Origin of the sequence: Nonomuraea sp. WAC 01424, from assembly GCF_003947315.1 — a bacterium.
In the GTDB taxonomy this organism is placed as follows: Bacteria; Actinomycetota; Actinomycetes; order Streptosporangiales; family Streptosporangiaceae; genus Nonomuraea; species Nonomuraea spiralis.
Genome location: NZ_QHHZ01000007.1, coordinates 447,106 through 474,051 on the forward strand (window position 1 = coordinate 447,106; position 26,946 = coordinate 474,051).

The 26,946-nt window shown below is 69.3% G+C and carries 25 protein-coding genes and 2 tRNA genes; 18 read left to right on the forward strand and 9 right to left on the reverse strand.

Annotated features, from left to right (window positions below; genetic code table 11):
• Positions 1–34 precede the first annotated feature (34 nt).
• On the forward strand, positions 35–1,009 hold the full coding sequence (gene nudC, locus DMB42_RS21920) for an NAD(+) diphosphatase (protein WP_125636818.1): 975 nt from the start codon (positions 35–37) through the stop codon (positions 1,007–1,009).
• Here nudC and DMB42_RS21925 read toward each other — a convergent pair whose 3' ends face one another.
• Both DMB42_RS21925 and DMB42_RS21930 read right to left on the reverse strand, forming a co-directional pair.
• On the reverse strand, positions 1,010–1,258 hold the full coding sequence (locus DMB42_RS21925; protein WP_125636819.1) for a mycoredoxin: 249 nt from the start codon (positions 1,256–1,258) through the stop codon (positions 1,010–1,012).
• A gap of 85 nt (positions 1,259–1,343) precedes the next feature.
• Entirely contained in the window at positions 1,344–2,240 is an 897-nt protein-coding gene (locus tag DMB42_RS21930) for an alpha/beta hydrolase (protein ID WP_260477845.1), read from the reverse strand.
• 156 nt (positions 2,241–2,396) lie between these two features.
• On the opposite strand from DMB42_RS21930, the gene DMB42_RS21935 reads away from it, so the two are divergent.
• The 5 genes from DMB42_RS21935 to DMB42_RS21960 all read left to right on the forward strand — a co-directional run bounded on the left by DMB42_RS21935 (position 2,397) and on the right by DMB42_RS21960 (position 7,991).
• Complete coding sequence (locus tag DMB42_RS21935) at positions 2,397–4,430, forward strand: ATP-dependent DNA helicase UvrD2 (protein WP_125636896.1); 2,034 nt, start codon at positions 2,397–2,399, stop codon at positions 4,428–4,430.
• Positions 4,431–4,586: 156 nt separating this feature from the next.
• Positions 4,587–5,456: an acyl-CoA thioesterase II gene (locus DMB42_RS21940; RefSeq protein ID WP_125636821.1), complete on the forward strand. Its 870-nt coding sequence runs from the start codon at positions 4,587–4,589 to the stop codon at positions 5,454–5,456.
• A 608-nt stretch (positions 5,457–6,064) separates the two neighbouring features.
• Positions 6,065–6,334 carry a WhiB family transcriptional regulator gene (locus DMB42_RS21945; RefSeq protein WP_125636897.1) on the forward strand — a complete coding sequence of 90 codons (270 nt, stop codon included), beginning with the start codon at positions 6,065–6,067 and terminating at the stop codon, positions 6,332–6,334.
• A gap of 776 nt (positions 6,335–7,110) precedes the next feature.
• Entirely contained in the window at positions 7,111–7,554 is a 444-nt protein-coding gene (locus tag DMB42_RS21955) for a helix-turn-helix transcriptional regulator (RefSeq protein WP_221762273.1), read from the forward strand.
• A gap of 20 nt (positions 7,555–7,574) precedes the next feature.
• On the forward strand, positions 7,575–7,991 hold the full coding sequence (locus DMB42_RS21960) for a VOC family protein (RefSeq protein WP_125636824.1): 417 nt from the start codon (positions 7,575–7,577) through the stop codon (positions 7,989–7,991).
• A gap of 118 nt (positions 7,992–8,109) precedes the next feature.
• On the opposite strand, the gene DMB42_RS21965 is transcribed toward DMB42_RS21960, so the two are convergent.
• Entirely contained in the window at positions 8,110–9,444 is a 1,335-nt protein-coding gene (locus DMB42_RS21965; protein WP_125636898.1) for an AarF/ABC1/UbiB kinase family protein, read from the reverse strand.
• A 63-nt stretch (positions 9,445–9,507) separates the two neighbouring features.
• Entirely contained in the window at positions 9,508–10,827 is a 1,320-nt protein-coding gene (locus tag DMB42_RS53345) for a ThiF family adenylyltransferase (RefSeq protein WP_185844795.1), read from the reverse strand.
• Between the two features lie 150 nt (positions 10,828–10,977).
• Between DMB42_RS53345 and DMB42_RS21980 the strand changes: the two genes are divergently transcribed.
• From DMB42_RS21980 to DMB42_RS21990, 3 genes are all read left to right on the forward strand, one after another.
• Positions 10,978–11,760, forward strand: coding sequence for an enoyl-CoA hydratase/isomerase family protein (locus DMB42_RS21980; RefSeq protein ID WP_125636825.1), 783 nt, complete (start codon positions 10,978–10,980; stop codon positions 11,758–11,760).
• Between the two features lie 67 nt (positions 11,761–11,827).
• On the forward strand, positions 11,828–12,343 hold the full coding sequence (locus tag DMB42_RS21985) for a M48 family metallopeptidase (protein ID WP_125636826.1): 516 nt from the start codon (positions 11,828–11,830) through the stop codon (positions 12,341–12,343).
• On the forward strand, positions 12,337–12,924 hold the full coding sequence (locus DMB42_RS21990) for a hypothetical protein (RefSeq protein ID WP_185844796.1): 588 nt from the start codon (positions 12,337–12,339) through the stop codon (positions 12,922–12,924). Before DMB42_RS21985 ends, DMB42_RS21990 begins: the two co-directional genes overlap by 7 nt.
• Positions 12,925–12,931: 7 nt before the next feature.
• Here DMB42_RS21990 and DMB42_RS21995 read toward each other — a convergent pair whose 3' ends face one another.
• From DMB42_RS21995 to DMB42_RS22005, 3 genes are all read right to left on the reverse strand, one after another.
• Positions 12,932–13,861 carry an endonuclease/exonuclease/phosphatase family protein gene (locus tag DMB42_RS21995; protein WP_260477846.1) on the reverse strand — a complete coding sequence of 310 codons (930 nt, stop codon included), beginning with the start codon at positions 13,859–13,861 and terminating at the stop codon, positions 12,932–12,934.
• Between the two features lie 87 nt (positions 13,862–13,948).
• Entirely contained in the window at positions 13,949–14,509 is a 561-nt protein-coding gene (locus tag DMB42_RS22000; RefSeq protein ID WP_125636828.1) for an NUDIX hydrolase, read from the reverse strand.
• On the reverse strand, positions 14,506–15,759 hold the full coding sequence (locus DMB42_RS22005; RefSeq protein ID WP_125636900.1) for a zinc-dependent metalloprotease: 1,254 nt from the start codon (positions 15,757–15,759) through the stop codon (positions 14,506–14,508). The genes DMB42_RS22000 and DMB42_RS22005 overlap by 4 nt, the downstream gene beginning before the upstream one ends.
• A gap of 130 nt (positions 15,760–15,889) precedes the next feature.
• On the opposite strand from DMB42_RS22005, the gene DMB42_RS22010 reads away from it, so the two are divergent.
• The 9 genes from DMB42_RS22010 to DMB42_RS22050 all read left to right on the forward strand — a co-directional run bounded on the left by DMB42_RS22010 (position 15,890) and on the right by DMB42_RS22050 (position 25,687).
• The gene (locus DMB42_RS22010; RefSeq protein ID WP_125636901.1) at positions 15,890–16,963 is read left to right on the forward strand and encodes an NAD-dependent epimerase/dehydratase family protein; all 1,074 of its coding nucleotides are present in this window, start codon (positions 15,890–15,892) and stop codon (positions 16,961–16,963) included.
• Positions 16,964–16,986: 23 nt separating this feature from the next.
• Complete coding sequence (locus tag DMB42_RS22015) at positions 16,987–17,412, forward strand: molybdenum cofactor biosynthesis protein MoaE (protein WP_125636829.1); 426 nt, start codon at positions 16,987–16,989, stop codon at positions 17,410–17,412.
• Between the two features lie 10 nt (positions 17,413–17,422).
• On the forward strand, positions 17,423–18,469 hold the full coding sequence (locus DMB42_RS22020) for a PDZ domain-containing protein (RefSeq protein ID WP_125636830.1): 1,047 nt from the start codon (positions 17,423–17,425) through the stop codon (positions 18,467–18,469).
• Between the two features lie 129 nt (positions 18,470–18,598).
• Positions 18,599–21,553: a UPF0182 family protein gene (locus DMB42_RS22025; protein ID WP_125636831.1), complete on the forward strand. Its 2,955-nt coding sequence runs from the start codon at positions 18,599–18,601 to the stop codon at positions 21,551–21,553.
• Positions 21,554–21,610: 57 nt separating this feature from the next.
• Positions 21,611–21,687, forward strand: a tRNA-Met gene (locus DMB42_RS22030).
• Positions 21,688–21,821: 134 nt separating this feature from the next.
• A tRNA-Met gene (locus DMB42_RS22035) sits at positions 21,822–21,898 on the forward strand.
• 130 nt (positions 21,899–22,028) lie between these two features.
• The gene (locus DMB42_RS22040; protein WP_125636832.1) at positions 22,029–22,496 is read left to right on the forward strand and encodes a group II truncated hemoglobin; all 468 of its coding nucleotides are present in this window, start codon (positions 22,029–22,031) and stop codon (positions 22,494–22,496) included.
• Between the two features lie 9 nt (positions 22,497–22,505).
• On the forward strand, positions 22,506–25,019 hold the full coding sequence (locus DMB42_RS22045; RefSeq protein ID WP_125636833.1) for a DUF4118 domain-containing protein: 2,514 nt from the start codon (positions 22,506–22,508) through the stop codon (positions 25,017–25,019).
• Positions 25,016–25,687 (forward strand): response regulator, encoded by a 672-nt coding sequence (locus tag DMB42_RS22050; protein WP_125636834.1) that lies wholly within the window; start codon positions 25,016–25,018, stop codon positions 25,685–25,687. The genes DMB42_RS22045 and DMB42_RS22050 overlap by 4 nt, the downstream gene beginning before the upstream one ends.
• Here DMB42_RS22050 and DMB42_RS22055 read toward each other — a convergent pair.
• A complete protein-coding gene (locus DMB42_RS22055) occupies positions 25,675–25,869 on the reverse strand; it encodes a hypothetical protein (RefSeq protein ID WP_125636835.1) in 195 nt (64 codons plus the stop codon). The two genes, DMB42_RS22050 and DMB42_RS22055, sit on opposite strands and share 13 nt — an antisense overlap.
• A gap of 107 nt (positions 25,870–25,976) precedes the next feature.
• Entirely contained in the window at positions 25,977–26,390 is a 414-nt protein-coding gene (locus DMB42_RS22060; protein WP_125636836.1) for a hypothetical protein, read from the reverse strand.
• Positions 26,391–26,946: the final 556 nt, after the last annotated feature.

The window sequence follows — 26,946 nt, forward strand, 5'->3', positions numbered from 1 at the left end:
ATAGGATGACAAGGACTTGGGGAAGGGGCGGCCTGTGCACAACACCGCGGAAGAGCAACTCATCGGCCCACTGCTCCTGGCACGGGGGACCACCGACAGATCGTCGGCGCTGCGTACCGACGAACGCTGGCTGGAGAAGGCGTGGGCCGACCCCGACACCAGGGTGCTGGTGATCGACGACGGCCACACTCTCGTGCGGCGGTCCGGGGACGAGGTGCACGCGGTGCTCTACACGCCCGCGCAGGCGCCGCCGGGCGAGCGCTACCTGCTCGGCGTAGAGGACGGCACGGCCTACTTCGCGGTGGTCGCGCCGCTCCGCGGCGCGCCGGTCGGCGACCTCAACGGCCGCGTGACGATGCCGATGAGCCTGCGTGACACGCCGGAGGGCCGTCCGGTGCCCGCCGGGCTGCGCCAGGTGGGCGGCCTGCTCGGCGACCGCGACGCGGGCCTGCTGGTCTACGCGGTGGCCCTGGAGGCCTGGCACGCCTCCCACGAGTTCTGCCCCCGCTGCGGCACCCGCACGCAGGTGCGCGCCGGCGGCCACGTCCGGGTCTGCCCACAGGACTCCAGCCAGCACTTCCCGCGCGTCGACCCGGCAGTGATCATGCTGGTCCGCGACGAGGACGACCGCTGCCTGCTGGCCCGCGGCCCGCAGTGGCCGGAGGGGCGGTTGTCGATCCTGGCGGGGTTCGTGGAGCCGGGCGAGTCCCTTGAGTACGCGGTGGTCCGCGAGGTCGCCGAAGAGGTCGGCGTCACCGTCGTCAACCCGCGTTACCTGGGCAGCCAGCCCTGGCCGTTCCCGCGCAGCCTCATGCTCGGCTTCTTCGCCGACGCCACCACGACCACGCTGATCCCCGACGCCGAGGAGATCGCCGAGGCACGCTGGTTCTCCCGTGAGGAGCTGCTGGCCGCGCTTCGGGAGGGCACGCTGCGCCTGCCGCCCCCGGTGTCGATAGCCCGCCGCCTGATCGAGACGTGGTACGGCGGCGAGCTCACCGGCGACTGGTGATCAGGCCGCTTCGAGCAGGGCCTTGACCTCGCGAGCGGAGGGGTTGGTCCGGACGATCCGGCCGTGGGAGGTCTCGATCACCACGGTCGGCACGGTCTGGTTGCCGTTGTTGACGCTCATGACGAACTCGGCGGCGGCGGGGTCGCGCTCGATGTCGATCTCTTTGAAGCTGATGCCCTCGCGGGCGAGTTGCGACTTCAGCCGCTTGCAGGGGCCACACCAGGTAGTGCTGTAGACCGTGAGCGCCATGTCGGGTTGTCCCTCCAAGGTCAGGAAAATCAGGCGCTCGGTGCAACAACGTGGAGGCGCCCGCTTAATCCCTACCCGAGGGCCACTAGCCGATTCGCTCGGCGATCCACGCCTGCACCCGCTCGGCCACGCCCGGCTCCCGGTAGAGCGGGGCGCTGTGGTTGGTGCCCGGGGCGGTCATGATCGTCATCGGCACGCCCACCTGGCCGAGCATCTGCTTGAGCAGCTGGCTCTGCGTCGGCGGCACGAACTCGTCCTCGGAGTGGACGGTCAGCATGGGCGCGTCCTTGGCGCTGGCGTGCCAGGCGACCTCCATGCTCGCCCAGATGCGCGAGCACTTGCCCTTGGGCTCGCAGCCGCCGGCCAGCCGGATGGCGGCCTCGCGAAGCTTGCGCTTGTCCGGGTTGGCGGTCTTCTCACCGTCGGAGTACGCCCGCAGCGGCGAGATGATCGGCGAGAGCCCGACCACGCCCTTCAGCCCGGCGATGCCGTTGCCGTACGTGCCGACCGAGGCGGCGATGTGCCCGCCGGCCGAGAAACCGACGACGACGTACTTGCTGGCGTCGAAGGACCACCGGTCGGCGTGCTTGCGGGCCGTGGCGATGGCGGTCAGCGCGTCGGTGCGCTGCGCCGGCCAGGGGGCCGCGCCGGAGAGGCGGTAGTTGATGTTGAAGACCGTGTACCCGAGGTCGGCGTAGCTGCGGGTGATCTCCTTCATGTACTTCTTGTCGCCGCCCGACCACCAGCCGCCGTGGATCAGGAAGACGCCGGGGCGCTTCTGGCCGTCGGGCGTCCACCAGACGTCCATGTCCTGGTGCTGCTGCGAACCGTACGAAAGGGTCTCCGTGGCCAGGCCGCCGAGACCGTCCGGGTCTGTGGGATTCGTCACCACGGGGACCGGCGGCTCGGCCGCGAGCGCGACAGAGGGTGTGAGCGCCACGGCAGCGAGCACGAGCGCGCTCACGGAAACCGCTGTTCGCACGGCCTTCCTTTCCCCCATGCAGCATGGTCGGCCCCATTGTGGGGGAAGAGACCAGTTCTTTGCATCTCGGTGACTATGAACATACGTCGGGCCGCATGTTGCCAGAATAAAGTGCTTCGGCGCCACTTGGTGGGAGAGGAAGATCGGGTGAACAGCGTGGATGACGTCCTGAGCGGCCTCGACCCCGAGCAGCGGGCGGTCGCCGAGGCGGTGCGCGGCCCCGTATGCGTGCTCGCGGGCGCGGGCACGGGCAAGGTCAGGGCGATCACCCACCGCATCGCCCACGCGGTGCGCAGCGGGGTGGTCGACGCGTCCAGCGTGCTGGCGGTGACGTTCACCACGCGGGCGGCGGGGGAGCTGCGGCAGCGGTTGCGCGCGCTGGGGGCTCCGGGCGTCCAGGCCCGTACGTTCCACGCGGCCGCGCTGCGTCAGCTCACCTACTTCTGGCCCCGGGTGATCGGCGGTGAGGCCCCTTCGGTCATCGAGTCGAAGTTGCCGGTGCTGATCGAAGCCTGCCGCCAGATCCGGAAAAATCCCGACCGGTCCGAGCTGCGGGACATCGCGGCCGAGGTCGAATGGGCCAAGGTCTCCCAGATCGGCCCCGAAGACTACGTGGCCGCCGCCGCCAAGCACCACCGCACCCCGCCCGGCTCCCCGGAGGAGGTGGCCCGGCTCTACGACGCGTACGAGCGCGTCAGGCGCGAACGCCACCTGGTCGACTTCGAGACCATCCTTGAGCTGACCGCCGCCGTGATGACCGAGCACCAGGAGGTCGCGGCCCAGATCCGCCAGCAGTACCGCTACTTCGTCGTGGACGAGTTCCAGGACGTCAACCCGCTGCAGAAGCTCCTGCTCGACACCTGGCTCGGCGGACGCGACGACATCTGCGTGGTCGGCGACCCCAACCAGACCATCTACTCCTTCACCGGCGCGAGCCCCCGCTACCTCACCAACTTCGCCGTCGAGCACCCGAGCGCCGCCGTCATCAAACTGGTGCGCGACTACCGTTCCACCCCCCAGGTCGTGAACCTGGCCAACCTGGTCATCGCCAAGTCCAAGTCCCCCAACCGCCTCGAACTCATCGCCCAGCGCCCCGATGGCCCCAACCCGGTCTTCTCCGACTACGACGACGAGCCCGCCGAGGCCGCGGGCGTGGCGCGGGCGATCAGGAAGCTGCTGGACAAGGGCGTGCTCTCGCGCGAGATCGCCGTGCTGTTCCGAGTCAACTCCCAGTCGGAGTCGTACGAGGAGGCCCTGTCCAAGGCCGAGATCCCGTACGTGCTGCGCGGCGCCGAGCGCTTCTTCGAACGTCCCGAGGTGCGGCAGGCGGTCGTGCTGCTGCGCGGCGCCGCCCGGTCGGCCGCGGGCGAGCCGCTGGCCTCGGAGGTGCACCACATCCTGGCCGGGGTCGGCCTGACCCCCAACCCGCCCGGCGGCGGCAAGGCGAGGGAGAAGTGGGAGTCGCTGAAGGCGCTGGCCGACCTGGCCGAGGACATGGCCGCCGAGGGCGCCGACCTGCCCGCGTACGTCGCCGAGCTGGAACGCCGCGCCTCCGAGCAGCACGCGCCGCCGGTCGAGGGCGTCACGCTCGCCTCCCTGCACGCAGCCAAGGGCCTGGAGTGGGACGCGGTGTTCCTCGTCGGCCTCACCGACGGCATGCTGCCGATCATCTACGCCGAGACCCCGGAACAGATCGAGGAGGAACGCCGCCTGCTCTACGTGGGCGTCACCCGCGCCCGCGAGCATTTGTCGCTGTCCTGGGCGCTCGCCCGCGCGCCCGGCGGGCGCAAGGGCCGCCGGCCCTCGCGATTCCTCGACGGGCTGACCGGCCGCGCCTCGACCCCCCCGCGCGTGACGACCCCGGCCGGCGAGCGCCGCAAGGTCGCCGCGCCGGTGAGCTGCCGCGTCTGCGCCAAGACGCTGGTGGCCGCGACGGAGCAGAAACTCGGCCGCTGCGCGACCTGTCCCGCGGAGTACGACGAGGCCCTGCTCGAACGCCTCAAGTCCTGGCGTACGGCCACCGCCAAGGAGGCCAAGATCCCGCCGTACGTCGTCTTCACCGACGTCACGCTGCAGGCCATCGCCGAACGTGCGCCGGCCACCGAACAGGAGTTGCTGTCGATCGCCGGCATCGGCCGGGTCAAGGTCGACCGCTACGGCGAGGCCGTCCTGGCCCTGTGCCGCGGGTGAGATCCCTCACGTACGGCCGGTCCCCGCGCGCGTGAGTTCCTTCCCCACCGGGCGAAACAGCGAGATGGGAGCATTCCGCCAACGCAGGGCGGGTTTGGGGGAACAAGCGCGGCACGTCAGACTTGTCGATGGAAGGTTCGTCTGTGAGGGGGCCCTGTGAACGAGGCGCTGAAGGAGCTGCTCGATCTGCTCGACCTTGAGCAGATCGAGCTGGACATCTTCCGGGGGAGAAGCCCGGAGGAACGTATCCAGCGCGTCTTCGGCGGCCAGGTGGCTGCGCAGGCCCTCGTGGCGGCCGGCCGCACCGTCCCCAAGGATCGGCACGTCCACTCCCTGCACGCCTACTTCATCAGGCCGGGCGACCCGTCGATCCCCATCGTCTACAACGTCGAGCGCCTGCGCGACGGCCGTTCGTTCACCACGCGCAGGATCGTCGCGGTGCAGCACGGCAAGGCGATCTTCACGATGTCGGCCTCGTTCCACATCTTCGAGGAGGGCGTGGAGCACCAGGCGTCGGTGGCGCCCGTCGTGCCCGCCCCCGAGACGCTGCCGACGTTCCAGAACAGGATGTCGGAGGTGCTGGGCGACCACCCCGAGCTGCGGGAATGGCTCTCGCGCCCGCGACCCGTGGACGCGCGCTACGTCTCGCCGCTGACGTGGGAGGCGCACCTGAACCCCGAGCTGCGCAGCGCCCAGACCAACGTGTGGTTCCGCTACGACGCCGACCTGCCCGCCGACCTGCTGCTGCACGTCGTGCTGGCCGCGTACGCGTCGGACTTCACGCTCGTGGACACGATCCTGCTGGCCCACGGGATGGCCTGGGGAGCCTCGAACGTCATCGGCGCCTCCCTGGACCACGCGATGTGGTTCCACCGCCCGTTCAGGGCCGACGACTGGCTCCTGTACGCCCAGGAGGCGCCGTGGTCGGCGGGCGCTCGGGGGCTCGCGCGCGGCGAGATGTTCACCGCGTCGGGCGAGCTGGTGGTCTCCGTCGTCCAGGAGGCGATGATCCGCGTGGCGAAGTAGCCCCGCTACGGACGCCGTCGCGGACGCTGTCACGTGAGCTGTCACAGGCGCCGTCGCAGACGCTGTGTGACTGTCGCTGCTTGAGCGTAGTTGTGTCACAAAATCGCAGGTAGAAAATATGTTGCCCCTTCCCGGCTTCCCGGTTTAGGGTCATGGACAAGCGAGTCGGACACTCCTGTTTCCGACGATCTGATGAGTGGAGGTGAGCCCCGGTGATGAGCATCAAGATGACGGCCGCGCAGTGGCTTGCTTCCGCATGCCGTGACTCGGTGAGGCTCGCTGATGGGCCGGCCAAGCTGCGGCAGGAGAAGTCTGCCCGTATCCAGGCCGCCGCCTTCCGTGCGCGAGCCCACGTGGGTGTCGCCGTTCCGCAAGGCGCTCCTGTCTATGGCGCAGGTATCGCTGTCCCGACCAACCAGCTCACCAAGGGTGGACTGTGCGGTCCGCAACCCTGGAGGGATGCTCCGGTCATAACCTGACCGGCACATAGCAGCCCCCAGGCCGCGGATCCGCACACAGGATCCGCGGCCTCTTTGTTTTGTCCGCGGTCCCCTATCACCTCCGAGGTGCCAGACCAAGATCAAAAGATCGATCAAAAGGAGAAGCAGATGGGGGCGAAGACGATCATGGACCTGATCGACGAAGCCAAGATCCCCTGTCGTACCGACCCTGACCTGTGGTTCGCAGAGTCACCCGAGGACGTCGAGTTCGCCAAGGCTCTCTGCGGCGGCTGCCCGATCCAGCAGGCCTGCCTGGCCCGCGCGCTTGAGCGCGAGGAGCCGTGGGGCGTCTGGGGCGGCGAACTGATCCTCAGGGGAACGGTTGTTCCCCGCAAGCGTCCGCGCGGGCGTCCCCGCAAGCACCCGGTCGCTGCCTGACCACCATCGTCCGACCCTACGAGCGAGAGAGAACCGAAACACCCATGAGCACTCATTCCACCAGGAGCCTGGCCGTGCCGTATCTTTTTCATGACTTGGTAAACGACCGAATACAAACTCTCCACCGCGAGGCGGAGGAGCAGCGTCTCATCTTGCGCATCAGCCGCGTACAGCGGGCGCGGCGCGAGGTCAAGCGGGCCAACGACCGCTTGCGAAAGGCGCTGAGCCGGCAGGTGTGACCCGGGAGGTCCTGCCGCCGGCGCAGGATCTCCCGATCCCCACCTTCCCGAAGAGCCGGGCGCACCCAGCGCCCGGCTTTTCCCTTTCCCCCGGCAACCCGCCGCGATCTCCCGCCCCGCCCTCACGGACGAGGCCCCCGCCCGGACCGCGTCTCCCTTGCGAGACCCCCTCTCGGCGCGCCCTCACAGGCGAGGAGTCCCGCCCCTCCTTGGGAGGCGCCTTTCCGGGCCGTCCCTCTTGCGAGGCACCCTCCCGGCCTGCCTCCACGAGCGAGGCGCATCCCGGCCGCCCCAACCGCGAGCCGTCCTTCCGCCGAACGTGTCGCCCAGGCCCTGGCCCTGGCCCGCGTGCCATACGTCCGCCGCTCGTGTCGCTGGCGCCGATTGCGCTGCGGTGACGCCTGCTGTGCAGAGAAGGGCGCGCTGTGGCGGGTCGACCCCGTCGTACGGAGGGCTGCGGAGAGTAGGGGCATCGATCCGCGTGCGCTGCGGGAGGCAGGTGGTCGGCGGTGCCGGCCGGCACCCCGGCGACGTACGATGGCGCATGTGACCAGCAGACCCGCCGAAGCGCAGCACCTGCGTGACCTCGCCCTGCTGCGCCGCGTACGCGACCGCATCGACCGTGACTACGCACAACCACTGGACGTGGAAGCCCTGGCCCGCGGCGTGAACATGTCAGCCGGCCACCTCAGCCGCGAGTTCCGCCGCGCCTACGGCGAGGCCCCGTACGGCTACCTGATGACCCGCCGCATCGAACGCGCCATGGCGCTCCTGCGCCGCGGCGACATGAGCGTCACCGAAGTCTGCTTCGCGGTCGGCTGCTCCTCACTGGGCAGCTTCAGCACCCGCTTCACCGAGTTGGTCGGCGTGCCACCGAGCGTCTACCGCCAGCGGGCGGCGAGCGCGACCGCCGGGATGCCGTCGTGCGTGGCGAAACAGGTGACCAGACCCATCAGGAACCGAGAGACCGCGCTTACCTAGCCCCAATTAGCGTGACTTCCATGGACATCACCATCCACTCCAGCTTCCTCCCGCACACCGATCCGGAAGCCTCTCTGGCCTTCTACCGCGACGCCCTCGGCTTCGAGGTACGCAACGACGTCGGATACAAGGGAATGCGCTGGCTCACGGTGGGCCCCGCCGGCCAGCCGGACACCTCCATCGTCCTGCAGCCGCCGGTCGCCAACGGCTACGGCATCACCGACGACGAACGCCGTACCATCACCGAGATGATGGCCAAGGGCACCTTTGCCAGTGTGAACCTCGCCACCACCGACCTCGACGCCACCTTCGAACGACTGAAGGCCAGCGGCGCCGAGGTAGTCCAGGAGCCGATGGACCAGCCGTACGGAGTCCGCGACTGCGCCTTCCGCGACCCCGCAGGCAATCTGATCCGCATCCAGGAACAGCGCCCTTGACCAGCCAGGCGATGCCCCACAGGACACCTCCCCCTACTGGGCGGATGGCACGAACCAGGACAAGCGGTCAGCAGCCCGAAGCCGCGCCCCACCCTTCAAGCCATCACCCGATCCCCGATCACCCGATCGCCAGAGCCTCGTCGTTCGGGTCGTCGTAGAAGCCCGGTACCCAGCGGATCACCTCGTCACGGAAACGAGCCGTCGTGCCCAATTGGCACAGGACGCCGACGCCCGCCGCGTGCACCCGGTGGATGAGCACGTACGACGGCGGCAGGTTGAGCTGGCGGACCACGTTCGTCGGACGGAGATCGGTGACGCTGGCGGCCTGGGCCTGCAACCACTCGCGGCTGAAGGTGAACTCCTCCACGGCCGTCGGCTCCACGTACGGGGCGAGGAAGGCACGCAGGGCGTCGGGGTCGATGTCGAAGTCCTGGCGGATGAAGCCCTCATCGCGGAGACCGGTCATCACGGTGTCCATGTCGCCCTGGTTGAAGATGCGGGTGAGCTGCCCGAAGACCTTCGGGTAGCCGCCGGGCAGGCGGTTGACCGCGCCGAAGTCGAGCACCCCGAGCTTGCCGTTGGCCAGGACGCGGAAGTTGCCCGGATGCGGGTCGGCGTGCAACATGCCGACCCGGGCGGGCGAGCTGAACAGGAACCGGACGAACAGCAGCCCCGCGTGGTCGCGTTCCTCCTTGGTGCCCTCGGTGATGACGCGCGACAGCGGAGTGCCCTCCATCCACTCGCTGACCAGCACCATCTCGTTGGCCGCCACCACGTCGGGGACGTGGAAGTCGGGATCGCCGTTGAACTCCAGCGCGAACGCGTGTTGCGCCTCCGCCTCGCGCAGGTAGTCGAGCTCCTCGGCGATCCGTTCGCGCAGTTCGGCCAGCAGCGACTTCATGTCGAGGCCGGGCAGCAGCGCCCCGAACATCTTGCCCAGCCGGGCCAGCTGGGTGAAGTCGCCGAGCAGCGCCTTGCCCGCCCCCGGGTACTGGATCTTGACGGCCACCTCGCGCCCGTCGTGCCAGACGGCCTTGTGCACCTGGCCGATCGAGGCGGCGGCCGTGGGCCGGTCGTCGAACGAGAGGAAGTGTTTGCGCCAGTCGTCCCCGAGCTGCTCGGCGAGCACCTTGTGAACGGTGGCGACCGGAAGCGGAGGCGCGGCGTCCTGCAGTTTGGTCAACGTCGCGCGGTAGGGGCCGACGATCTCCGGCGGGAGCGCCGCCTCGAAGATCGACAGAGCCTGCCCGAGCTTCATCGCCCCGCCCTTGAGCTCGCCGAGCACCTTGAAGATCTGCTCGGCGGTACGCTGCTGAACCTCCTGGGCCACGATCTCGGCGGACTTGCCGCCGATGCGCTTGCCCAGCCCGAGGGCGGCCCGCCCGGCGAACCCGAGCGGGAGGGTGGCCAACTTGGCAGAACGGGTGACTGCCCGCCGCGGAAGATCGCTCACACTCATGCGCGGAACCTCTTCCGAGATGCCGCTTCCCCCCTTCATGGTCGTCCCCTGAGCACGTCAGTCGCTGGTAGGTGACATGACCATTGTTAGCGAATATGGATTGTTTCGCATACAACGACATTGCGGATGACTGCTCCACGAGCGTGTTTTCCAGCACCAATCAGGCATTACGTCCAATGTGCCGTTCGTCACAGAGGACGTACGGCCTTCCAGATGAGCAAGCGCATGGCCGGTCGCCTCGGCCGCGACGAGCGTGGCGAGGGTCGTGTCGCAGGCGATCTCGCCGGGGGGATAGCCCCCGAGCCTGGCGGTGACCATGGGCCAGGTCGGGTCGTGATCCCGGCGCGTCAGGTCGAGGCAGTGGAGGCACGCCGTCTCCCCCGGAAGCACCAGCGGGCCGACGGACCCGTGACCCTCGAACGCCGACACCAGCAGATGCGGGATGCCGAAGTCGGCCAGCTCGTTGACCAGCACGTTGTCCAGCGGCCCGACCGGCGCCAGGATCGCGAGGTCGGGGCGCGCGGTCCCGTCCCCCAGATGAGGAGCACCGGCCAGGACGTTCGAGGAGGGGACGACCACCGGCCCTTCTTCCTCACGACTCGATCGCGGCTCAGGACCGACCGGGGGAACACGGACGGCGGCGGCGGGCGGCGAGGTGCCGTTCGAGCGCACCGGCCGCGCGGCGGTGCCGCCGGAGGGGGCGGTGGTCGTGCGGGCGTTCTGCGGGGGCGGGGTGCGGGTCGGAGAGCGACGGGTCCGTGCAGGTGGAACGGGGGCGTTCTTCGGAGGGGGTGAGGTGAGTCGTCTGGCCACGGCCGCCGCGCCCTCCTCCCGGGACAGACCCAGCTCGGCCCACGTCAGGCCGCCCGGAGTGAGGTCGCCCGGCCGGACCGGCCCCGGATCGACCACCCGGATGTCGCCGACCCCCCCGGCCGCGAGCAGGGCGACGATCTGCGCGCCGACGCGACCGGCCCCGTAGACGCGGACCTTCGCCTCCCGACGGCGTCGCAGCAGCTCGACGCCGCCCTCGGGGGTGTTGGAGGCGAGGTCGAGCGCGTCGAGGTCGGGCTTCAGTCGATCTCTCTCGGCGAGGGAGAGCTCGCGCAACGGCTCGGGGAACGGACCCGCGTCGTGGAGCGCGCCGCGAGTGGTGAGGTAGTCGAGCAGGGCCTGGGCGCAGGGCTCGTCGAGACCGGCGGCCGCCGCGTCACGCAGCACGCGGCGCAGATCGCGGGTGCCGTCGAGCCCCTCGATCCACTGGCGCACCGATCTGGTCAGGCCGGTCAGCGTGACCGCCCGGAGGGGGTGCACGCCATACTGCAGGGTGTGCTCGTCGCGGAGGATTCGCCGGAGGGCTGGCTTCAGACGTGGCCTCATGGCCGGAAGGTTCGCACGTCCGACCAAGATCCCGAGCCCGTTCCGCCCCGCCTGTGGACAACGCCCGGCCGAGGTGCGCCACCCTGTGGACAACCCCGTGAGCCCGCCGTGGAAGGCGTCGAGGGCGTCGAGGGCGTTACGCTTCGCCGCATGAGCGAGCTCTTGGTCGACCGCAATGACGACGGAGTCGTCGTCCTCACCCTCAACCGCCCCGAACTCCGCAACGCCATGACCGACGCCATGACGGCCGAGTGGCGCGAGACCATGACCGCCCTGGCCGCCGATCGGGACCTCCGCTGCGTCGTCGTCACCGGCGCGGGCAGCGCGTTCTCCTCCGGTGGAGACCTGTCGTGGATCGGCGAGAGGGGTGCCGAGGCCGTGCCGCCGCTGCGCGACCGCATGCTCGCCTTCTACCGCACCTGGCTCATGATCGCCGACCTGGAGGTGCCCACTGTCGCCGCCGTCAACGGCCCCGCGGTCGGCGCCGGGCTCTGCGTGGCGCTGGCCTGCGACCTCGTGTACGCCGCCCACGACGCCAAACTGCTGGCCCCCTTCACCCGGCTCGGCCTTCACCCCGGCATGGCGGCCACCTACCTGCTGCCCAGAAGAGCCGGTACGTCACTGGCCCGCGAGATGCTCCTGACAGGTCGCATGCTGACCGGAACGGAAGCGGCAGATAAAGGCTTGGTAAATCAATCTTTCCCCAACAATGACCTCATCCCAGAGGTTTCGGCCATCGTTCAGAAGATCGCACAGATGGCTCCAGTTGCCACAAGACTCACAAAGGTTGCCCTGAACCAAGAGCATCAAGACCTGGAAGCCGCCCTGAGGTGGGAATCCTTGGCCCAGCCCGTGACCATGGCATCGTCCGACCTGCTGGAGGGCCTGGCCGCGCATCGGGAAAGGCGCATGCCCAAATTCACCGGCTCTTAATCATCTGACCAGCAGAAACAACGTCCACCCTCTGTGGAATTTCGTCAGTCTCGGCTAACGTGCATATGTGCCCCCCGAGACAGTCGAGGTCCGTCGCAGTTCTCGTCGCCGGCGTACGGTCTCCGCCTACCGCGACGGCGACAAGACGATCGTGCTCCTGCCAGCCTGGCTGAGCGGCGAAGACGCGGATGAATGGGTGAGCCGGATGCTCGACCGGCTGGCCGCCAAGGAACAACGGAGAAGGCCGACCGACGAAGCCCTGCTCGAACGGGCGAGGGAACTGGCGGCGAGGTACCTCGACGGCGAGCCCGATCCGGTGAGCGTGCGATGGGTCGACAACCAGCAGCACCGCTGGGGCTCCTGCACCCCCGAGAACGGCACGATCAGGATCTCGACCCGGCTCAAGGGCCTGCCCGAGTGGGTCATCAACTACGTGATCATCCACGAGCTCGCACATCTGATCGTGCCGAGCCACGGGACCAGGTTCTGGGCGCTGGTAGAACAGTATCCGAAGGCGGAGCGGGCGCGCGGGTTCCTCGAAGGATTCTCCTCGGCGGCCCACACGGCACCGGAGGAATGTTGACGCGCATCGTCGCCGTCCTGGTACACGACCACATGGCCCAGGCCGCGCCCCCCGGCGTCGACCCGCGGGAGTTCCTGGAAGCGGTGGCCGAGGACACCTACGAGATGGTCGCCGGCCTGGAACTCGTCACCCCCGTGCTGGTCACGTCCGTACCCGGCCTGGAAGAGATCGTCTGGCCCGGCACGGAGATCATCACGATCGAGCCCGGCGAGCCGCTGCGAGCCGTGCTCGGCCGCCTGTCCGGCGACCAGGCCGCGGTGATCGGCGCCGACGCGCCCGATCTGCCTCCGCTGCTGGTCGGCAAGCTGTTCAGGGAGCTCGGCCGGGCCGAGATCACGGTCTGCCCGGCAGAGGGCGGGGGAGCGGTGGCGCTGGCCTGTTCCCTCCCGCTCCCGGGCTGGGCCGATCCCGACCTCGACGATCCCGACGTCGTCGCCACGCTCCGCGCCCAGGCCCCGGGCCCGCGCCGGGTCGCCACCACCCCCGGCTGGCACCGCCTGCGCACGTTCGGCGACGTCGAACGCCTCGACCCCGGTCTCGAAGGCTGGGACAACACCCGCGCCCTGATCGCGGCCCGCTGAACGCCGTTCAGGGGACGGTGAGCTCGGCCAGCACGGCCCGGTGATCGGTGCCCGGTACGTCGCGCACGCTGACCTCCCTGACCCCCACCCGCTCGTCCACCAGCACATGGTCGATGGTGATGATCGGCGGCACCCGCTTGTTGGCCGGCCACGTGGGGATCAGCCCCGCGCCCACCTGGTCGGCGGCGTCCTTGTACCCCCGTGACAGCAGCCTGCGCAGCGAGGCGTGGTCGAGCGAGGCGTTGAAGTCGCCGGCGAGGATCCGGACGGTCTCCCGGTCGGCGGAGGGCAGCGCGGACAGCGCCTCGTTCCAGTTGACCACGGCGGAGCCGAGCGGCGGGTAGGGGTGGACGTCCACGAACTCGATCGGCTTGCCGCCGGGCAGCGACACCATGGCGGCGGGCATCTTGTGCCCCACCGGGGGGACCAGGTCCCAGAGCGGCTGGAGCGGATGCCTGGAGTAGAGCCCGCTCCCGCCCGCGTCCCACTCGTCCTCGAGCATGCGGTGGGGCATGAGCTCCTTCAGGCCGGCCGCGTCCATCTCGGCGACGGCGCTCGGGGTCAGCTCCTGCGTGCTCAGCACGTCGGGCCGGAACTCGCGGACCAGGTCCACGATCACCTGCGGATCGGCCCGGCCGAACAACATGTTGATGGTCATGACCTTGAACGGCCGGCCGGTCGTGGCCTCGGCCGTGCCCAGCGCGCGGGGCAGGACGCTGAACCCGAGCGCGGCCGTGGTGAGCAGCGCGACGGCCGTGGCGGCCTTCTTGCGTCCGACCGCGGCGATCAGGAGGGGGACCAGCGACCCGGCCGCCTTGTACGGCGTCGCCGTCATGATCTGCGTGGGCAGCGAACCTCGTTCCAGCCCGGCCACCCTGGCCACGGCCCAGGCCGCGAAGGGTGTCACGGCCAGCCAGGTCAGGACGCTTCCGGGCAACTTTCGCGGCCTGCGGCCAGGCGTCACAATCGTGCCGCCAACGGCAGAAGTCTCCACGAGGCCCCCCTTGGAACGTTGCGAAGGACTCTAGCCCAGCGAACGTGAGCGCGAGCCGAGCGCGGCGCGTCCGCGTGCGGCCAGCCGGCGCGTGGCCTCGTCGGACAGCTCCGGGATCTCGTCGACCGGGAACCAGCGCAGGTCGAGCGACTCGTCGCTCATCACGGCCTCGGCGCCGGGAGGGGCCACGGCGGCGTACTCGACGTCGAGGTGCCAGCTGCGCGGCGGATGGCACCAGACCTCGTGCTTGTCCACGGCCAGCGGCCCGGGCAGCAGCTCAAGCCCGGCTATCCCGGACTCCTCGGTGGCCTCGCGCAGCGCCACCGCCTCCAGCGAATCGTCGAAGTCCTCGCAATGGCCGCCCATGGGCAGCCATTGCCCGGCCTTCGGATGCAGCGTGAGCAGCACCTGGGCGCCGTCGTGGCTGAGCACCGCCGTGGTCGCCGTCAGGTGGCCGGGCGCGCACGCGCGCCACATCGCGTCGTCGTACGCCCGCAGGTGCCCGAGGAACTCGACGCGCAACGCCTCCTCCTCGGGAGTCGGCGCGGTCCACGAGGACAGCACCGCCACCGCGTCGTCGTGCAGGGTCACCGGCCGCCGTCCTGGTCGCCGCTCTGGTCCCCGTCCTGGTCGCCGTCCGTGTCGCCGTTCGTCTTGTCGGGCCCGGCCTCGAAGTGGGAGATGTCCCAGGCCGCCTCGCCGCGTACGAACGCGTCGGGGTCGTCGAGGTCCTCGGCGGTCGGCATGAGGTCGGGGTGGCCCCACAGGGCGTCGCGCCCGTCGACCCCGCGCTCGCTCTCCAGCGCGCGCCACAACGCCGCGGCCTCGCGCAGCCGCCGGGGCCGCAACTCCAGCCCGACCAGCGTGCCGAACGTCAGCTCCGCCGGCCCGCCGGTCGCCCGCCGCCTGCGTACGGTCTCGGCCAGCGCGACGGCCGAGGGCAGCTTGCCGTCGGCGGCCCGGTCGACCACGGTGGCGACCCACCCCTCGACCAGGGCGAGCATCGTCTCCAGGCGGGCCAGGGCGGCCTTCTGCCGCTCGGTCTCCTCGGGCTTCAGCAGCGCGCCGCCGCTGAACGCCTCCTGGATCGCCTCGGGGTTGTTGATGTCGAGCCCGCGGATCTGCTCCTCCAGCGCGGAGGTGTCCACGGTGATGCCCCTGGCGTATTCCTCGACGGCCCCGAGCAGGTGCGAGCGCAGCCACGGGACGTGCTGGAACAGCCGGTGGTGCGCGGCCTCGCGCAGCGCCAGGTAGAGCCTGATCTCGTCGGAGGGGATCTCCAGGCCCTCGCTGAAGGAGGCGATGCCCCCCGGCAGCAGCGCGGCGGTGTCGGACAGCGGCAGGCCGATGTCGGTCGTGCCGATCACCTCGCGGGCCAGCGAGCCGAGCGCCTGGCCGATCTGCTGGCCGACCATCATGCCGCCCATTTGCTTGAGCATGCCCATCAGCGGCCCGGCCATCTGCTGGGCCTCGGGAGGCAGCCCGGAGCCGCCCAGCGCGCCGCCCATGGTCTCGACCATGCGTTCGGCGACGGGTTCGCAAAGTTTCCGCCAAACCGGGACCGTGTTCTCGATCCACTCGGACCGGCTCCAGGCTTGCGGGTTGGACACGCCGCTCGGCAGCGTCGTCGCCTCGTTCAGCCACAGGTCGGCCAGGCTCAGCGCCTCGACGATCTGGCGGCGCTCGCCTTCCATGACGCTCGGATCGCCTTGGGCGACCACGGCGTGTCGTGCGATGTTCTTGGCCATGTCCCAGTTGACAGGGCCTGAACCCTGGGGCGCCGACAACATGTCGGCGAACTGGCGCATCGCCTGAGCCATCTGCTCAGGGTTGCCGAACATGGCGAACGGGTTCTCGTTAGGGTCGTTTTCGCGACCTGGCAGGTCAGTCACCGCTCTACCTCGTGCAGGATGGAGGAGTCCACATCCGCCACGTTAGTCGTCCTACGGCGGATCAGTGCAAAGTGAGGACCTGGTGCCTACCTCGAAACGCCCGCGCCAACCCGTCGTCGCCGTGACCGGCGCCGCCTCCGGCATCGGCCGCGAGTTGCTCGTGAGGCTCGCATCCACCGCGGATTTCCGCAGAGTGGTGGCCATCGACGAAGAGCGCGGCGACGTTCGGGAAGCCACGTGGAGAGTGCTCGACGTACGGGATCCGCTCTTGGCGAACCGGATCTCCGACATCGACGTCCTGGTCCATCTGGCCGGTGACTACGCCGTCGACTCCGACCCGGGGGAGCGGCGCGCGTACAACCTCAGAGCCGCGCAGACGGTGCTCACCGCCTGCGCCGCCGCCCGCGTGCGGCGGGTGATCCTGGTCACCAGCGCCATGGTGTACGGCGCCGCGCCCGACAACGAGGTGCCGCTCCCGGAGGACTCCCCGGTCGCCGCCGAGCCCGACACCGGCGTCGTGGGCGACTACCTGGAGATCGAGTCGCTGGTCCGCAGGTCCCTGCGCAGCCACCCCGGCCTGGAGGTCACGGTGCTGCGCCCGGCGGCGGTCGTCGGGCCGGGCGTCGACACGGTCATCACCCGGCACTTCGAGTCGCCGAGGCTGCTCACGGTCAAGGGCTGCAGCCCTCATTGGCAGTTCTGCCACCTCGACGACCTGATCTCGGCGCTGGAGCTGGCCGCCAAGGGCGCCGTCAGCGGAGTGGTGGCCGTGGGCTCCGACGGCTGGCTGGAGCAGGAGCAGGTCGAGGAGCTGTCCGGCATCCGCCGGTTCGAGCTGCCCGCCGGGCTCACGTTCGGCACCGCGCAGCGTCTCCACCGGCTCGGCATCACCCCCGCGCCCGCCACCGACCTGCACTACGTCGTCTACCCGTGGGTCGTCGACTGCTCGACGCTGCGCGAGGCGGGCTGGAAGCCCGCGTGGACCAACGAGGCGGCCTTCCAGCAGCTGCTCGAACTGCGCGAGAACCGGACCACCGTGGTCGGCCGGCGGCTGCCGGTCAAGGAGGCGACGCTCACCGCGGCCGGCGCCACCGTCGCCGTCATCGGCACCGCGGCGATCGTCCGTCAGGTACGCAAGAAGCGTCGTCAGTAGGAACGTGAGGTTAGGCTCTTTCCGTGGACGTCATCCGGTTGCTTGGCATTCGTGACACCCCGCTTTCCGTGGACGAGGTTCTGGCCGCGGTGGGAGACCACGCGGCGGGCGGCACCGCGATCTTCATCGGCACGGTGCGCGAACAGGACCACGGCAAACCTGTGACCCGGCTCTCCTACTCCGCCCATCCGTCGGCGGCCGACGAGTTGCGCCGCGTGGCCGAGAAGGTCGCGGCCGACTTCCCGGTCACCGCGATGGCCGCCGTCCACCGGGTCGGCGACCTCGGGCTCGGCGACACGGCGGTGATCGTCGCCGTGGCCTCGCCCCACCGTGACGAGGCGTTCAGGGCCTCGCGCCGGTTGATCGACGACCTCAAGGCTCAGGTCCCCATCTGGAAACACCAGGTGTTCGCCGATGGCGCGACCGAGTGGGTCGGCGCCTGCGAATAAGCTCATCACCATGTCACGACGCGTCCTCACCCTGCTGCTCGCGGGCTTCTTCGTGCTCGCGCTGGGCGTCGTGGGCGCGTTCAGGCCGGTCCCGTACGTCGTGCTGAGCCCCGGCCCGACCGAGAACACCATCGGCGACATCGACAAGAAGCCGGTCATCTCGATCAGCGGCAGGCAGACCTATCCCACCAGCGGCGCGCTGAGCCTGGTAACGGTGGCCTACCAGGGCGGCCCGGCCGCCCAGATCGACCTGCTGACCGCGTTGCGCGGCTGGATCGACCCGACCGTCGCGGTGGTCCCGCAGGAGACCATCTTCCCGCCCGGCCGCGACGCGAAGAAGGTCGACGAGGAGAACGCGGTCGAGATGACCAACTCCCAGGACTCCGCGAAGGCCGCCGCGCTCAACGAGCTGAAGATCCCCTATGAGCGGGTCGTCACGGTCCTGTCCACCGAACAGGGCAAGCCCGCCGACGGCAAGCTGCAGAAGGGCGACCAGATCAACTCGGTCGACGGCAAGCCGGCCACCGACTCCCAGTTCGTCGGCGACACGGTCAAGGCCCACAAGCCGGGCGAGACCGTGACCTTCAACGTGACCAGGGGCAGCCAGAAGCTCGACGTCTCCCTGCAGCCGATCGCCAGCAAGGACGGCAAACCCCTCGTCGGCGTGCTCATGCAGGAGAAGTTCAAGTTCCCCTTCGACGTCACGATCAACGTGGGCGACGTCGGCGGGCCGAGCGCCGGGCTGATGTTCTCGCTCGGCATACTCGACAAGCTGACCCCGGGCGAGATCACCGGCGGCAAGCGCATCGCCGGCACCGGCACCATCGACACCGAGGGCCAGGTGGGGCCCATCGGCGGCATCGCCCAGAAGATGGTCGGGGCCCGCGACTCGGGCGCGACCGTTTTCCTCACCCCCGCCGACAACTGCGCGGAGGCCATGAAAGCCGTGCCCGAGGGCCTGCGGCTGGTCAAGGCCGACACGTTGCACGACGCGGTGCTCGCGCTCGACGCGCTGCGCACCGGAAAGGGCATTGTGCCCGCTTGTGAGGCCGGATGAAACTTCCGGCGGGCGCCGTGCGTTAGCCGTACGGCTGGCGCTGCGGTGTAAGTTGCCAGACACGGACCGTTTCTTCATCACGACGAGGGGTTGGCCTTGAGCTTCCGGACCCCAGGAGCCGGCAGGGCGATGCGCCTGCCACGCCGGCCGCGGCTGCTTCTGCCTGTGGCCATCGCGCTGGTCGCGATTGTGGCCCTGTTTTTCCTCTTTTCTGGGATTTATACCGACTATCTGTGGTTTGACGCGACCAACTACACGTCGGTCTTCTCCGGGGTGCTGCTGACCGAGATCGTGCTGTTCCTCGTCGGAGCGGTGCTCATGGTCGGCATCGTGGGCGGCAACATGCTGCTGGCCTTCCGCACCCGGCCGATGTTCGGCCCCGCCGTGTTCGGCGGCGGCAGCGGAGCAGACCGCTATCGCATGGCGCTCGACCCCCACCGCAAGCTGATCTTCATCGTCGGCATGGGTCTGATCGCGCTCTTCTCCGGCTCCTCGCTCGCCGGGCAGTGGAAGACGTGGCTGGAGTTCGTCAACGGGGCGGCCTTCGGCAAGAAGGACGAGCAGTTCGGCATCGACATCTCGTTCTTCATGTTCGACTACCCGTTCATCAGGATGGTGCTGAACTTCCTGTTCACCGCCGTGATCATCTCGATCGTCCTGGCCACGATCACCCACTACCTCTACGGCGGTTTCCGGCTCCAGTCGCCGGGCGTGCACGCCTCCAGAGCTGCGCGGATCCACCTTTCCGTGCTGCTGGGCGTGTTCGTCCTGCTCAAGGCCGTCGCCTACTACATCGACCGGTTCGGTCTGGTCTTCTCCGACCGCGGCTACGTGCACGGCGCGTCCTACACCGACATCAACGCCGTGCTCCCGGCCAAGAACATCCTCGCGATCATCGCGCTCATCTGCGCCGCGCTGTTCTTCGCCGGAGTCGTACGCCCCGGCGGCATGCTGCCCGGCGTCTCGTTCGGCCTGCTCGTGCTCTCGGCCATCCTGATCGGCGGCGTCTACCTGCTGCTGGTCGAGCAGTTCCAGGTCAAGCCCAACCAGCAGGGCAAGGAAGCCCTCTACATCGACCGGAACATCCAATCCACCCGATCAGCCTACGACGTGCAGAACGCCGAAGTGATCGACTACAACGCCCAGGCCGACCCCACCAAGGTCAGCGCCGGCGGCGACGAGTCGGTGACCGGCGTACGCCTGCTCGACCCGGCGCTGGTGTCGTCCACGTTCGAGCAGACGCAGCGCATCCGCGGCTTCTACGGCTTCCCCGACCAGCTCGACGTCGACCGCTACCCCGGCAAGGACGGCAAGCTGGTCGACCACGTGGTGGGCGTCCGCGAGCTGCTCGGCCCGCCCGCGCCCCAGAACAACTGGATCAACCGCGCGCTGGTCTACACCCACGGCTACGGCTTCGTCGCCGAGCCGGGCAACGAGGTCGACGCGGGCGGCCTGCCCGCCTACGACAGCAAGGACATGCCGGTCACCGGCGACCTCGCGGCCAGCACCGGCCTCAAGGAGCCGCGCGTCTACTTCGGCGAGAACCCCGGCTCCAGCGAGTACGTCATCGCCGGCGGCAACCCGAAGACCCCGCAGGAGCTCGACTACCCGGTCTCCGGCGGCCAGACCGGCCAGCAGAACACGACCTACACCGGCAAGGGCGGCGTGCCGATCGGCTCGGCCCTCAACCGGCTGGTCTACGCCGCCAAGTACGGCGAGATGAACATCCTGCTGTCGGGCGACGTCAACGAGAACTCCAAGATCCTCTACGTGCGCAACCCGCGGGAGCGGGTGGAGAAGGTCGCGCCGTTCCTGACCCTCGACGGCAACCCCTATCCGGCGATCGTCGACGGCCGCATCACCTGGATCATCGACGGGTACACGACGTCCAACGCCTACCCGTACTCGCAGAGCGAGAGCCTCGGGGACATGACCCGCGACCTGGCCACCGACCGCCGTGTGGTCGCCCAGCAGCCGCAGGACGAGATCAACTACATCCGCAACTCCGTCAAGGCCACGGTCGACGCCTACGACGGCACGGTCACGCTCTACGCCTGGGACGGCAACGACCCGGTGCTGAAGACGTGGTCCAACGCCTTCCCCGGCACGATCAAGCCCGCCGCGGAGATGAGCCCCGACCTCCAGGCGCACATCCGCTACCCGGAAGACCTGTTCAAGGTGCAGCGCTACATGTTGTCGCGCTACCACGTCACCAACGCGGCCGCCTTCTACAGCGCCCAGGACTTCTGGAACATCCCCAGCGACCCCTCGCAGGGCAACCAGTCGGTCAAGCAGCCGCCGTACTACCTGACGGCGACGATGCCCGACGAGTCCGAGCCGTCGTTCTCGCTGACCACGACGTTCGTCCCCCGTGAGGGCCCCAACCTGGCGGCGTTCATGGCGGCGGGCTCCACGGTGGGCAAGGACTACGGCAAGCTGCGCATCCTGCGCATGCCGTCCAACACCACGGTTCCCGGCCCGGGTCAGGCCCAGAACAACTTCCAGAACAAGTTCTCGGGCGAACTGGGCCCCCTCGGCCTCGGCCAGGCCAACGTCAGGTACGGCAACCTGCTGACCCTGCCGTACGCGAGCGGCCTGATCTACATCGAGCCCGTCTACGTGCAGACCAAGGCCGGCACCGGCCAGGAGCCCTACCCGATCCTGCGGCGGGTCCTGGTGGCGTTCGGAAACAAGGTCGGCTCGGGCGACACGCTCGACCAGGCGCTGGAACAGGTTTTCGGCGGCGAGCAGCAACAGCCGAACACCCAGCCCGAGCAGACCACGCCCAACCAGGCCAACACCTCGGCGCTGAACACCGCCATCTCCGACGCCAAGAAGGCCTACGAGGACGCCCAGAAGGCCCTCCAGGCCAGCCCCCCGAACTGGGACGAGTACGGCAAGGCGCAGAAGCGGCTGGAGGAGGCGCTCAAGCAGATCGAGAGCGCCAACGTGAAGCCGACCGCGACCCCGCCGCCTTCGGCCTCCCCGTCGGCCACGCCGTCCGCCTCACCGTCCGCCTCGCCGCCGGCCACGGCCACGCCGACCCCGACACCCTCGGGTTCGCAACCGGGAGGCACGACCTAGCCCATTCAGTTTGCGCCCACCCCCCGTCGCCGATAGTCTTGAGAAGCAAGACAGCGACGCGGGGTGGAGCAGTTCGGTAGCTCGCTGGGCTCATAACCCAGAGGTCGCAGGTTCAAATCCTGCCCCCGCTACCAATATCCGAGGTCCTGGCCAACGGCCAGGGCCTCGTTGCTTTTCCGGAACCGGAACCCCCGGCCGGCCCGCCGCGAAATCCCCGATTGGGTCGGAGCACTCCGGAGAGACGGTATAGTTAATAACGACACACCGACGCGGGGTGGAGCAGTTCGGTAGCTCGCTGGGCTCATAACCCAGAGGTCGCAGGTTCAAATCCTGTCCCCGCTACCAATCCGAAGTCCCTGGTCGCTCTACAGCGACCAGGGACTTCGTCGTTTCTGGAGTCGTTTCCGCCAGAAGGCCGTCCCAAGTGCCGGACTCCGACCTTGTCGTACGCCGTCACTGCTGATTACATGATTACATGACCGACAAAGACGTTCCGACCCTCTATGAGTGGGCGGGCGGCACCGAGGCGTTCGAACGGCTCACCACGACGTTCTATCGGACCGTCGTCAAGGACGACCTGATCGGGCCGTTGTTCGCCCACATGGACCCCGACCATCCGAAATACGTGGCGATGTGGCTCAGCGAGGTCTTCGGCGGCCCTGACCGCTACACCCACGAACGCGGCGGATATTCCCACATGCTCGCCCACCACCTCGGCAGGGCGATCAGCGAGCCGCAGCGCCGCCGCTGGGTGAACCTCCTCATGGACGCCGCCGGCGAGGTCGGCCTGCCCGACGATCCCGAGTTCAGGGCCGCGTTCGCCGGCTACATCGAGTGGGGCACCCGCCTGGCCGTGCACAACTCCCAGCCCGGCGCCACCCCGCCGCCGGAGGCCCCCGTCCCCCACTGGGGTTGGGGAGTCGCCCCGCCATACCAGCCGTAACCTGGAGGAATGGGAAGCACGTCGCGCGGACGGCTGCGGGTGTACCTGGGCGCCGCGCCTGGCGTCGGCAAGACGTACGCCATGCTCGGCGAGGCGCGCCGGGCCAAGGAGCGCGGCCGTGACGTGGTCGTGGGTCACGTCGAGACCCACGGCCGCGACCAGGTCGCCCGCCTGCTCGACGGCCTGGAGGTCGTGCCGGGACGCACTCTCGTCCACCGCGGCGCCACCTTCACCGAACCCGACGCCGACGCGATCATCGCTCGCCGTCCCAAGACCGTGCTGATCGACGAGCTGGCCCACACCAACGCACCCGGCTCCTGCCACGCCAAACGCTGGCAGGACGTCCAGGACATCCTCGACGCCGGCATCGACGTCGTCTCCACGCTCAACATCCAGCACCTGGAGTCCCTGCGCGACGTGGTCGAGCAGATCACCGGCCTGCCGCAGCGCGAGACCGTGCCCGACGACTTCGTACGGCGCTCCGACCGGCTCGAACTCGTCGACATGTCACCCGAGGCCCTGCGCCGCCGCCTCGCCCACGGCAACGTCTACCCGCCCGAACGCGTCGACGCCGCCCTCGCCAACTACTTCCGCGTCGGCAACCTGTCCGCTCTGCGGGAGCTCGCCCTGCTCTGGGTGGCGGACAGGGTGGATCGGCAACTCACTGCGTACCGGGCCGACCACGACATCGCGCGTACCTGGGAGGCCCGTGAACGCGTGGTCGTCGCCCTGACCGGCGGCCCGGAGGGCGACACCCTCGTACGCCGCGCAGCCCGCATCGCCGCCAGGACCAAGGGCGCCGACCTCCTCGCCGTGCACGTCACCCGCGCCGACGGCCTGTCCACTGCGGGCGACCCCGCCAACCTGGTACGCCAGCGCAAGCTCGTCGAGGACCTCGGCGGCACCTACCACCAGGTCGTCGGCGACGACATCCCGCGCTCGCTGATCGAGTTCGCCCACGGCGTGAACGCCTCCCAGCTCGTCCTCGGCGCCTCCCGGCGCGGACGGCTCGCGCCGCTGTTCGGCCGCGGCGTGGGCATGACGACGACGGCGCTGTCCGGCTCGATCGACGTGCACATGGTCACGCACGAGGCCACCAGGAAAGGCTCCGGCCGGCCGCAGTCCGGAGGCGCGCTGACCCGTACGCGAAGGTTGTCCGGGTGGGCGCTGACCCTGCTCGCCATGCCGTCGCTCACCGCCGTGATCGCGCCGCTGAACCTGAGCCTGCCCAGCGAGATCCTGCTCTTCCTGCTGCTGGTCGTCGGGGTCGCGCTGGCGGGCGGGATGTGGCCGGCGCTCACGGCGGCGGTGCTGGCGTTCGGCCTGCTCAACTGGTTCTTCACGCCGCCGGTCCACACCCTGACCATCTCCGAGCCGGAGAACGTGCTGGCGCTGGCGATCTTCGTCCTGGTCGCGGCCATGGTCAGCACGGTCGTGGACCTCGCCGCCCGGCGCAGCAGGGAGGCGGTCCGCTCAAGGGCCGACGCCGAGGTGCTCTCCACGCTGGCGGGGCACGTACTGCGCGGGGAGTCGGCGCTGGCCTCGCTGCTCGGACGGCTGCGCGAGACGTTCGGGCTGACCGCCGTGACCCTGCTCGAACGCGAGGACCCGTCCGGCGAGTGGCGCATCGTCGCCACGTCCGGCGGCCCGCCGATCACCAGCCCCGGCGCAACCGACGGCGGTAGTGACGTCGTCGCCATCGACGACCGGCTCGTGCTCGCGACCCGCGGCCGGGTGCTCGACGCCAGCGACCGGCGCGTCCTGGAGGCGTTCGCCGCGGAGGCCGCCGTCGCCCTGCGCCAGGAACGCCTGCGCGAGGCGGCCGAGCGCGCCGAACCCCTCGTCGAGGCCGACCGCATGCGCACCGCGCTGCTCGCCGCCGTCGGCCACGACCTGCGCACCCCCCTGGCCTCGGCCATGGCCTCCGTGGAGAGCCTGCGCAACACCGACATCGCCTGGTCGGCCGACGACCGCGCCGAACTGCTGGCCACCGCCGACGAGTCCCTGATCAAACTGAACCGCCTGGTCTCGAACCTGCTCGACATGAGCCGCCTCCAAGCCGGCGTCCTGGGCGTCACCCTGCGGCCCGTCGCCGTGGAGGACGTGCTGCCCCGCGCGATCGACGACCTCGGCCCACTGCGCGACCGCGTCGAGGGCGACCTCCCCGCCGACCTCCCGGAGTTCCAGGCCGACCCGGCGCTGCTCGAACGCGTCCTGGTCAACCTGATGACGAACGCCGTCCGCTACAGCCCCGACGGCGAGCCGGTGCTCGTCACCGCGAGCTGGCACGGCGAACACGTCGAGATGCGCATCGTGGACAGGGGCCCAGGAATCCCCCCGGAGGCACATGAAAGGGTGTTCCTGCCCTTCCAACGGCTCGGCGACCGCGACAACCACACCGGCGTGGGCCTCGGCCTCGCGCTCTCGCGCGGTCTCACCGAGGCGATGGGCGGCACGCTGCTCCTTGAGGACACGCCCGGAGGAGGGCTCACCATGACCGTCTCGCTGAGGAGGGCCCCGTGACCCGCGTGCTCGTCGTCGACGATGAGCCCCAGATCCTGCGCGCCCTGCGCATCAACCTGGCGGCCAGGCACTACGAGGTCGCGGTCGCCCCCGACGGCGCCTCGGCGCTGCGCCAGGCCGCCGACTGGCATCCCGACCTGGTCGTCCTCGACCTGGGCCTGCCCGATCTCGACGGCGTGGAGGTCATCCAGGGGCTGCGGGGTTGGACGAAGGTGCCGATCATCGTGTTGTCGGGGCGTACCGACAGCATGGACAAGGTGGACGCGCTCGACGCCGGCGCCGACGACTACGTCACCAAGCCGTTCGGCATCGACGAGCTGCTGGCCCGCATCCGCGCGGTTACCCGCCGCACGAATCAGCACGAGGAGGAGCCCGCGACGGTGCGGCTGGGCGACCACGTGATCGACCTCGCGGGCAAGACGATCTCAGGCGGGGTACGGCTGACGCCGACGGAATGGCACTTCCTGGAGATCCTGCTTCGCAATCCCGGCAAACTGATCAGCCAGCGGCAGTTGCTGACCGAGGTGTGGGGCGTCAGCTACCTCAAGGAGACCCACTACCTGCGCCAGTACATGGCCCAACTGCGCCGCAAGCTCGAACGCGACCCGGCCCACCCGGTGCACCTGCTGACCGAACCCGGCATGGGGTACCGGTTTCAGCCCTCCTGATCCCGGACCATGACGATCGCCTTCAACACGGCCCACCCGAACAGCAGGACCCCGAAGAGCACCTGAGCGACGCGCACCCACATCGAAGACGTCTGGTCCGCATAGATCACAACACCGATCCACATCAGACCAAATATCCCGACCAGGATGATTGCCGACCAGTTCAGCCCCCGTTGCCACATACGCGCAGTCTTACAGCCGGGTGCCCAAGGCCGGGTATGGCCACAGTCGTCATCAGGTCGAACCCTCGACACACCTACCCCCCATCAGCCGGGAAGCGGGTGGAGGATCAGCGGGGGAGCGTCCGGTGCGCGCCGACGCACCGCCGCAGGCGCATGCCGCGCATCCGCACGACCGGCTGCGGTTGCTGCTGCTCCTCCTGAAGGCAGGTGAGCAGCGCCTCAGCCGTACGGGCGTCGGACAGGATGCGCTGCACGGCCTCCGCGTCCTCGGGCAACTGGCCGCGCTCGGCCAGTTCGTGCGTGACGAACGCGAGCGGGTCGGCCGCGCCGGCCATGTCCGCCGCCACCGTCGCCCGCGCCGCGGTGAGCAACCGCAGGTAGTGGGTACGCAGGACGGCCTCGCGTATGCGTGCGTGTTCGAGGTCGTCGATCAGCGTCCGGGCGACTCGCAGGAGGTCTCCCGCATGGGTCGCCGGATCGGCGAGGAAGGCACGGATGTCGTCGAACTCCGAGCGGGTCATGGCGGACACCTCCGAGAGCGCAGTCTGCTCGTGGCTACCTTCGTATCGAGGCACGATTGCGGATGACTTGCTGACGGCTTGACTGCGGGTGTCGTACAGGGGGACATGGGCAAGGTTTGAAGATCTTGTGGTCAGGGGAGGACCTCACGATTACCTGTGTGGCGCGAAGTGGGTGCGGGAGACTGCTAGAGTTGCTTCGCGCAGGGCGGCCGAGAGGTTCGAAAGAGCCTCCGGAGAACCCGGCAAATCCCACTACTTTTGGTTCATCCCGGACGGTACAAAGCTGTCTGAACGAACTGGTAAGTTAGAGGGGTTGTCCCGGAAGCGGGACGCGGCTTAATTCCAGCAGGTCGAGCAAGTCCGGTCAATTTGACAGAGACTTGAACGGCTGAAAGAATTAAGACACAACGAAAGAACGCAAGACGAAATGAACGCCTCTGAACGAGGATCCGGGAACGGGTTCTGGTGAGGAAGTACGCGTCCGTTTCTTGAGAACTCAACAGTGTGTTTAAAAGCCAGTGCATGAAAACCATGCATAACCCCGTCACATCTTCGG

What these genes read in the sequence shown, in the direction of transcription:
- DMB42_RS22025 (WP_125636831.1), top strand. Translation starts at nt 18,599, where the DNA reads ATGCGCCTGCCACGCCGGCCGCGGCTGCTTCTGCCTGTGGCCATCGCG.
- DMB42_RS22040 (WP_125636832.1), top strand. Translation starts at nt 22,029, where the DNA reads ATGACCGACAAAGACGTTCCGACCCTCTATGAGTGGGCGGGCGGCACC.
- DMB42_RS21990 (WP_185844796.1), top strand. Translation starts at nt 12,337, where the DNA reads ATGTTGACGCGCATCGTCGCCGTCCTGGTACACGACCACATGGCCCAG.
- DMB42_RS22005 (WP_125636900.1), bottom strand. Translation starts at nt 15,759, where the DNA reads ATGTTCGGCAACCCTGAGCAGATGGCTCAGGCGATGCGCCAGTTCGCC.
- DMB42_RS21925 (WP_125636819.1), bottom strand. Translation starts at nt 1,258, where the DNA reads ATGGCGCTCACGGTCTACAGCACTACCTGGTGTGGCCCCTGCAAGCGG.
- DMB42_RS22055 (WP_125636835.1), bottom strand. Translation starts at nt 25,869, where the DNA reads ATGTGGCAACGGGGGCTGAACTGGTCGGCAATCATCCTGGTCGGGATA.
- DMB42_RS21960 (WP_125636824.1), top strand. Translation starts at nt 7,575, where the DNA reads ATGGACATCACCATCCACTCCAGCTTCCTCCCGCACACCGATCCGGAA.
- DMB42_RS21980 (WP_125636825.1), top strand. Translation starts at nt 10,978, where the DNA reads ATGAGCGAGCTCTTGGTCGACCGCAATGACGACGGAGTCGTCGTCCTC.
- DMB42_RS53345 (WP_185844795.1), bottom strand. Translation starts at nt 10,827, where the DNA reads ATGAGGCCACGTCTGAAGCCAGCCCTCCGGCGAATCCTCCGCGACGAG.
- DMB42_RS22045 (WP_125636833.1), top strand. Translation starts at nt 22,506, where the DNA reads ATGGGAAGCACGTCGCGCGGACGGCTGCGGGTGTACCTGGGCGCCGCG.
- DMB42_RS22020 (WP_125636830.1), top strand. Translation starts at nt 17,423, where the DNA reads ATGTCACGACGCGTCCTCACCCTGCTGCTCGCGGGCTTCTTCGTGCTC.
- DMB42_RS21945 (WP_125636897.1), top strand. Translation starts at nt 6,065, where the DNA reads ATGGGGGCGAAGACGATCATGGACCTGATCGACGAAGCCAAGATCCCC.
- DMB42_RS22060 (WP_125636836.1), bottom strand. Translation starts at nt 26,390, where the DNA reads ATGACCCGCTCGGAGTTCGACGACATCCGTGCCTTCCTCGCCGATCCG.
- DMB42_RS21955 (WP_221762273.1), top strand. Translation starts at nt 7,111, where the DNA reads ATGGCGCATGTGACCAGCAGACCCGCCGAAGCGCAGCACCTGCGTGAC.